Genomic DNA, 4,837 nt, shown 5'->3' on the forward strand with positions numbered 1-4,837 from the left:
GGTGGGGGAAGAGGCACGGGGAGAGGCGGGAGAAGAGGCGGGGTTGTCGTCGGCTTCGTTGTCGGCTTCGGAGGTCACGACAGGGGCCACCTGCTTTCGGCTGCTCATGGCGTGACTGTTAGGAAGGTTTCCTGTCAGTCATCGGGCAAGGTAGGCCCGTGCCCCGGGCGGCGTCAAGACCCCCGAGACGTCATGACCCCGAGACCCCTGAGACCCCGAGACGTCAGGACCCGAGACGTCGGGACCCCGGGGCGGCGACCCGATCCACTCCCTCTCGCCCTCTCGCGCACCCAGGCCGTGAGCCCCGGCGGCGCGGCGCTACTTCGCGAGGTTGGGGCCCGGCGGTATCGGCGCCGCCGCCAGCGACTGCGGAGACGTCGGGCTGGCCAGCGCCGAGGGCGCGGAGACCCCGGCCGAGGGATCCGTGACGGGGGCGCCGACCGGGTCGGCCGGGGCGGTTCCGATGATCCGGATGCCCGCCTCGTCGAAGGCGCGCTTGACGCGCCAGCGCAGTTCGCGCTCCACCGCCGTCGACTGCCCCGGCATGGTCCTGGCCGACAGCCGCACCGTCACCGACTCCAGCAGCACGGAGTCCAGGCCGAGCACCTCGACCGGGCCCCACAGCCGCTCGTTCCACGGGTCGTCCTTCGCCATCTTCCCGGCGACCTCTTCGAGGACCGCACGGACCCGCTCCAGCTCCTCCGAGGGGTGCACCATCACGTCGACGCCCGCGGTGGCCCAGCCCTGGCTGAGGTTGCCGATCCGCTTGACCTCACCGTTGCGCACGTACCAGATCTCTCCGTGCTCGCCGCGCAGCTTCGTGACCCGCAGTCCCACCTCGATCACCTCGCCCGAGGCGACGCCCGCGTCGATGGTGTCCCCGACCCCGTACTGGTCCTCCAGGATCATGAAGACGCCGGAGAGGAAGTCCGTGACGAGGTTGCGCGCGCCGAAGCCGAGCGCCACCCCGGCGACCCCGGCGGAGGCCAGCAGCGGGGCCAGGTTGATGTTGAGCGCGCCGAGCATCATCAGCGCCGCCGTGCCCAGGATCAGGAACGACGTGACCGAGCGGAGCACCGAGCCGATCGCCTCGGAGCGCTGGCGGCGCCGTTCCGCGTTGACCAGCAGCCCGCCGAGCGCGGAGCCCTCGACCGTCTGGACGCTGCGGTTCATCCGCTCGATGAGCTTGGTCAGCGCGCGCCGGATCACATGGCGCAGCACGAGCGCGATCACCAGGATCAGCACGATGCGCAGGCCGACGCTCAGCCAGGTGGCCCAGTTCTGCTCCACCCAGCTCGCCGCCTCTGTCGCCCGGCCCGCGGCCTCGTCCAGCGTGACGGTGTCGGACGGCGGGGCTGTGGCGGTCGGCAGGGCGGACCAGGACACGGCGGAAACCTCCAGATATCGCCGGGCGGGCCAACCACACTAACGGGGCAGTGCGGGTCCACCGGTGCCGCGCGGCACCGGAGAGACACTCCTCACGTGCGCCCTGTGCAAGAGCCGTACGGGTCCTTCACGACTCCTGTGCGGCCTGGCGGGAGCGTCCTGTGGTCGAAAACACTCCGAGCCCGTTACCCGGACGTGGTGGCGTTTCGACCTGGCGTAAGGAGAGACTGGAGCAGATCGTCACGGCACGAAGCCACGTGCCGCCGGCGTACAAGGAGGCATCCGTGCCGCATGTCCTGGTCCTCAACGCGTCGTACGAGCCCCTCGGCGTCGTACCGCTCCGCCGCGCGCTCGTCCTCGTTCTGGAGAACAAGGCCCTCTGTCTAGAGGAATCCGGCGCCTTCATGCACAGCGAGACCCGTGTCATCCCAGCACCCAGCGTCGTCCGGCTGAAGCGTTTCGTGCGGGTCCCCTACCGGGGGCCCGTTCCGCTGACACGCCGCGCCCTCTTCGCCCGCGACGGCGGACGCTGCATGTACTGCGGTGGCGTCGCCACCAGCGTCGATCACGTCATTCCGCGCAGCCGGGGCGGCCAGCACCGGTGGGACAACGTGGTGGCCGCCTGCCGCCGCTGCAACCACGTCAAGGCCGACCGCCATCTGCGGGAGCTGGGGTGGCGGCTCAACCACCAGCCGGCCCCGCCGTCCGGGCTGGCGTGGCGGATCATCGGCACCGGCCACCGCGATCCGCGCTGGATGCCCTATCTGCAGCCGTACGGAGCGGAGGACGCGGTGGCCCGGATCGACGGCATCTCGGCGTAGGACCCCCGTCCGCGGGTGGCGCGGCCCGGGGGTGGTGCGGCCCGCCGGGTGGCGTGTGCCGTCACCCGGCGACCGCGTACGCCTCCACCGAGAACAGCGAGTACCCGAACCGGGTCGCGCGCGCGTCCCCCTGCACCCGTACGAACCGGGTGTCCTCGGCGTCCATCCCGACCGACTCCCGCCCGCCCCTGCCGTCGTTGACGGTGGCCGCCGTACGCCAGGTGCGCCCGTCGGCGGAGACCTGGACGCGGTAGCGGCTCGCGTACGCTTCCTGCCAGCGCAGCACCACCCGGCCGACCCGCTCGGGCCGCGCCAGCTCCAGCTGCACCCACGCGCCGTCCTCGGCCGGCGAGGACCAGCGGGTCCCCGGATCGCCGTCCGTGACGGCGGAGGCCGGGAAGTCGGGCGTCTCGTCGCCCGAGGAGGAGGCGGTGGCCGTACGGGCGAGATCCGGACCGGCGATGGCGGGGGAGGCGCGTACGGTCAGAGTGCGCTCCTCACCGGCGAAGGCGAGCGGCACCTCATAGGTGCCCGCCGGCGTCCCCTTGGGGACGCTGACCTCCAGTGGAACCTTCGTATGCGAGCCGCGCGGAACGGTCGTCTCCTTGGGCACCCTCACCCGGATGCCGGACGGCGCCTTCGCGGTGAGCGCGCCCTTGACCTCAGTGGGGCGCGCGGCGGCGAGCCGCGCCTCCACCTTCTCCGGCTTCCCGCCGATCTGGGGATCCGTCTCGCTGCGGTCCAGATCGAGCAGAGCCTTCGGATCGTCGGCGAACCAGGGAACGACCGTCGGTTCCGAGGGCGGGACCGCGCCCGGCGCGCCCGACCACACGAGCCGTACCGCGTCGACCCGCAGCCCCTTCGCGTCCGACTCCGTCCAGCCGCTCGCCGAGACCTTCCCCAGCGCCCGCCAGCCCTGGCCCGGCACATGCGCCTCGACCGTCGCGCCGGTGCCCGTGCCCGGCTTGGTCATGGTGTTCAGCGTCTCGACGGGCCGGGGCCGGCCCAGGCTGACGGTGAAGGTCCTGCCGGTGCCGCCGCTCGCCCCGGCGCCGCCACCCGTCGCGCCGCCACCCGTCGTGACGCCACCCGTCGCGCCGCTCCCCGTCGTGACGCTCTCCTCCGTGACGCTCTGGTCCTCGACCCGGTCCGCGCCCGTCCACTGCGCGGACTCCTCGGCGGCCCGGTCCAGGAACGGCCCCAGGACGCCCTTGCCGACGGTGATCCGGCTGGCCGAGGCGGCCTCGCGCAGCGGCTCCAGCGCCACCGAGTACCGCCAGGCGGCCGCTCCGTCGCCCCTGGCCTGGGCGGTCAGCATGTCGACGGCCAGCTCACCCGCCCTGCCGTAGCGCGCGAGCTGGTCGAGCCAGGGCCCGATCTCCTCCTCCAGCGCGCCCCCCGCCGTCCCCGACAGCTGTTCCGGGGCCTCGCGCATCACCGTGAAAGCGGCCTTGAGCCTGGTCGCCGCCGCCTTCCCGGCCTTCGGGTCCGCGGCCGCGCGGGTCCGCCAGAACGCGTCGAGCAGCGGCTTCAGATACGCCGACTCCGACGACGGGTCGAGAATGGACGAGGCGTCGTTCCCGGCGAGCGCCCGCAGCGCCTCACGCGCCTTGCCGTCCGCTCCCGCCAGGTCGTCCATCGCGGCCTGCCACGACTCGCGCGGCTCGTAGCCGCGCGGATTCCAGGCGAAGTCCGCGGCCGTGAACAGCGGGATACGGGAGACGGACGGCTGTTCCATGGCGTTGGCGAGCAGCGCGACGGAGCCGGTGGCCACGGCCGGCTCGCGGCCGGTGTACGGGCCGAGGAAGATCCGGCCCTGGTCGTAGTCGTTGACCGGATAGTTGTCCATGGTCACCAGGGGGCGCTTGAACGCGTCGCGCGCCCCCATCAGCTCCTGGCCCGTGATGGTGCGCGGGACGACCCCCACCCCGGTCCACGCCACCTGGACGCCCGCGTCGAGCGCGCCGGAGAGCGCGGTGCGGTACGCCGTGGCGCCGTTCTGGTAGTACTCGGTCGGCATCACGGTCAGCGCCTCGGCGCCCGTGTGCCGCTCCGCGAGACGCGCCGCCACCGCGTTGGCCACGGCGGCCTGCGCCTTGGCCGCGGCCTCGGGGCCCGATCCGTAGAGACGGGCGTCCTGGGCGCAGTGCCACTCCTCGTAACTGACGTCCTGGAACTGGAGCTGGAAGGCGCGCACACCCAGCGCCCACATCGCGTCGATCTTCCGGTTGAGCGCCTTGACGTCGTCGGCCGAGCTGAGGCACATGGCCTGGGCGGGGGAGACGGCCCAGGCGAGCGTCACATGGTTGCGGCGGGCGCGTTCGGCCAGCGCGCGGAAGTCGGCGCGCTGCTCGGCGGGGTACGGGTCGCGCCAGCGCGCCTGCCGGTACGGGTCGTCGCCGGGCGCGTACAGATAGCGGTTCTGCTTGGTACGGCCCATGAAGTCGAGCTGCGCGAGCCGCTGCGAACGGGTCCAGGGCTGCCCGTAGAACCCCTCCGTCGTGCCGCGCACGGCCGTGCCCGGCCAGTCGCGCACCGTGACGCCGGGAACGCTCAGTGATTCCGCGCCCCCTGATGCCGCGCCCGCCGATCCCGCCCCCGCCGATCCCGCCCGTGCCCGGACGATCAGC

Annotated in this window: 3 protein-coding genes; 1 reads left to right on the forward strand and 2 read right to left on the reverse strand. The window is 73.0% G+C overall.

Features of this window, described 5'->3' with window-relative positions; genetic code table 11:
* Window positions 1-318: 318 nt before the first annotated feature.
* Window positions 319-1,386, reverse strand: coding sequence for a mechanosensitive ion channel family protein (locus DVH02_RS26470; RefSeq protein ID WP_114626373.1), 1,068 nt, complete (start codon window positions 1,384-1,386; stop codon window positions 319-321).
* A 284-nt stretch (window positions 1,387-1,670) separates the two neighbouring features.
* On the opposite strand from DVH02_RS26470, the gene DVH02_RS26475 reads away from it, so the two are divergent.
* Complete coding sequence (locus DVH02_RS26475) at window positions 1,671-2,207, forward strand: HNH endonuclease (protein WP_114626374.1); 537 nt, start codon at window positions 1,671-1,673, stop codon at window positions 2,205-2,207.
* Window positions 2,208-2,268: 61 nt separating this feature from the next.
* On the opposite strand, the gene DVH02_RS26480 is transcribed toward DVH02_RS26475, so the two are convergent.
* On the reverse strand, window positions 2,269-4,837 hold a 2,569-nt coding region (locus DVH02_RS26480), incomplete at its 5' end, for a beta-N-acetylglucosaminidase domain-containing protein (protein WP_114626375.1).

It is taken from the genome of Streptomyces corynorhini (assembly GCF_003346515.1).
Taxonomy (GTDB): domain Bacteria; phylum Actinomycetota; class Actinomycetes; order Streptomycetales; family Streptomycetaceae; genus Streptomyces; species Streptomyces corynorhini.